This window comes from Deltaproteobacteria bacterium (assembly GCA_026712905.1).
GTDB lineage: Bacteria > Desulfobacterota > Binatia > UBA9968 > JAJDTQ01 > JAJDTQ01.
Genome location: JAPOPM010000129.1, coordinates 1 through 1804, shown reverse-complemented (window position 1 = coordinate 1804; position 1804 = coordinate 1). Strand labels below are relative to the sequence as shown.

Genomic DNA, 1804 nt, shown 5'->3' with positions numbered 1-1804 from the left:
GTCGCCTCCGGCGACATCGCCCGCTCACGCCGTCCTCCTCCGCGTCGTGGGCGCGAGCTTCGCATCATCATCGTTGCCGGTGACGCCGTTCATGTTCACGACCCTGCCCACCATCACGGCAATGTCCTGCACCGCTCCGGTCACGGCGACGGCGGTTACGCCAGTCAACGTGTCGGTGATCACCATCACGGCGCACCAGCTTCTCCGCGGCGCCCTCTGCACGTCGAGACGATCCGTCGCGCCGCTTCGCGACCAGACTGCTTGCCGAGTCCGCCGTGCAGTCTCGCTCGGCTCGCCGCCTTCGGCGACATCGCCCTCGCTCACGCCGTCCGCCTCGATGACAGCCGTCGCCAGCACAGACGGTTCCGCGTTCGCCTCGCCGGTGCGGGCTCTGCCCGTCACCGGCTTCCGCACTTCGCCATCTTGTACTGTCCATTCCACTGTCGGCGCCCTCTGCACCTCTGCCCGAACCGCCGCCAGCGTCCTCCGCACTACTGCCTTCACCACCTCCCGCACTGTCCGCCACTCAATCGCCGTGGCGGCTCCCATCTGCCGGGTTCCCCGGCCCCCGATTCCCCTTCGCTCATACCTTGGGTTTGTCGTTCCTGACCGCGTGCCGCGGCTTTGGTTTTCACACCCCACGCACCTCCGATGCTGGTTGTGCCATTGATGCGAATGCCGTGCCTTTTCCTGGACTAGCGGTGCCTTTGAGCGCCTGGCCATTGTTGGATCGAGTCGATGCTCTGGAGCATCGCGACTATCATATTGATATTGTTGTTGTTTTTTAGAGGCGGTTCTCCAGAGAATCGGCCCTGGTTCCCCGGAGAACCGCCAATTTGGGCTCGCGATTCTCGAGAGAATCGGCAAAGTCGCCCAGCGATGCTCCGAAGAATCACCCAATCGGGGGCCGTCGTCCGTCGTTCCCTGGGTATTAGAGCATCGGCCGGAATCGAGACTCCCGAGTCCGTTCCCCGGCCTGATCCGGCGTCCGCGTTCGATCTCATGCCCGGCCCGGGGCTCGCGCCCTTGCCGGCGGTCCTTGATCCGCTCAGCCTCGTGTCCCCGGTCCGCCGCATCTTCAACGCCAAAGGGCCGTCCGCCTGACGTTTCGAAGGTCAGCCCGCGTTCCTTCCCGGCCTCCAGGGCAGCCTGTTTCGCCAGCGCATCGAGCGCCGCGACCCGCTCACCGCTCACCGGTGGCGCGCTCCCGTTGATCCGCGAGCCGTTTCGGATCGTCCGCGACCACATCGGCACGGCCGCGCGCCCGGCCGATCCCAAGGTAAACTCTCTTCTGGTTCATCAGATTGACGGTGCCCGAGGGCATTGCGGCCGAAACGGTTTGGCTCGAAACCCTTCCGGACGCCCGCCACGTCGGCGGCGCCTCTGTTCAAGAGGCCCAGGCCCGCGTCGTTGCGCGTCCAGCCGATGCGGTCGCCCGCGCGAAGCTCGATGGTCGCGGTGCGGTAGACCTGAGCAACTCAGTCGGGCCGGTATGCAGACCGCTGTGATGGACGAGATCGTTCGACAACGCGATATGGAGCTCAAGGAGGCGGTCCGTGCGGGCCTGGCGGGCGAGGTCAGGACCGCGTTCGAGAAGCTCGGTGACAGGATTGCGCGCGTTGAAAGGGAGGATATCGGCAAGGAAACAGCGGAGCGCTTGCCTCCCGCTCTCCCGAAGGAGCGTGCTGCAACGCTGCAACCGGGGTGATCGCACCAACAAGGGCGCTGCGGGACGAGGTCAACGACACGATCCAGGCGCAACTGATCGCCGAAGGCGCGGTCTCCGGCCCTGCGAGACAGAGCG

At 65.8% G+C, this 1804-nt stretch carries 2 protein-coding genes; one reads left to right on the top strand and one right to left on the bottom strand.

What is annotated here, in order from left to right:
* Positions 1-24 precede the first annotated feature (24 nt).
* A complete protein-coding gene (locus tag OXF11_10055) occupies positions 25-357 on the bottom strand; it encodes a hypothetical protein (GenBank protein MCY4487441.1) in 333 nt (110 codons plus the stop codon).
* 1150 nt (positions 358-1507) lie between these two features.
* Here OXF11_10055 and OXF11_10050 point away from each other — a divergent pair.
* On the top strand, positions 1508-1708 hold the full coding sequence (locus OXF11_10050) for a hypothetical protein (GenBank protein MCY4487440.1): 201 nt from the start codon (positions 1508-1510) through the stop codon (positions 1706-1708).
* The last annotated feature ends 96 nt before the right edge of the window (positions 1709-1804 follow it).

Coding starts and splice junctions, on each gene's coding strand:
- OXF11_10050 (MCY4487440.1), top strand. CDS start 1,508: ATGGACGAGATCGTTCGACAACGCGATATGGAGCTCAAGGAGGCGGTC.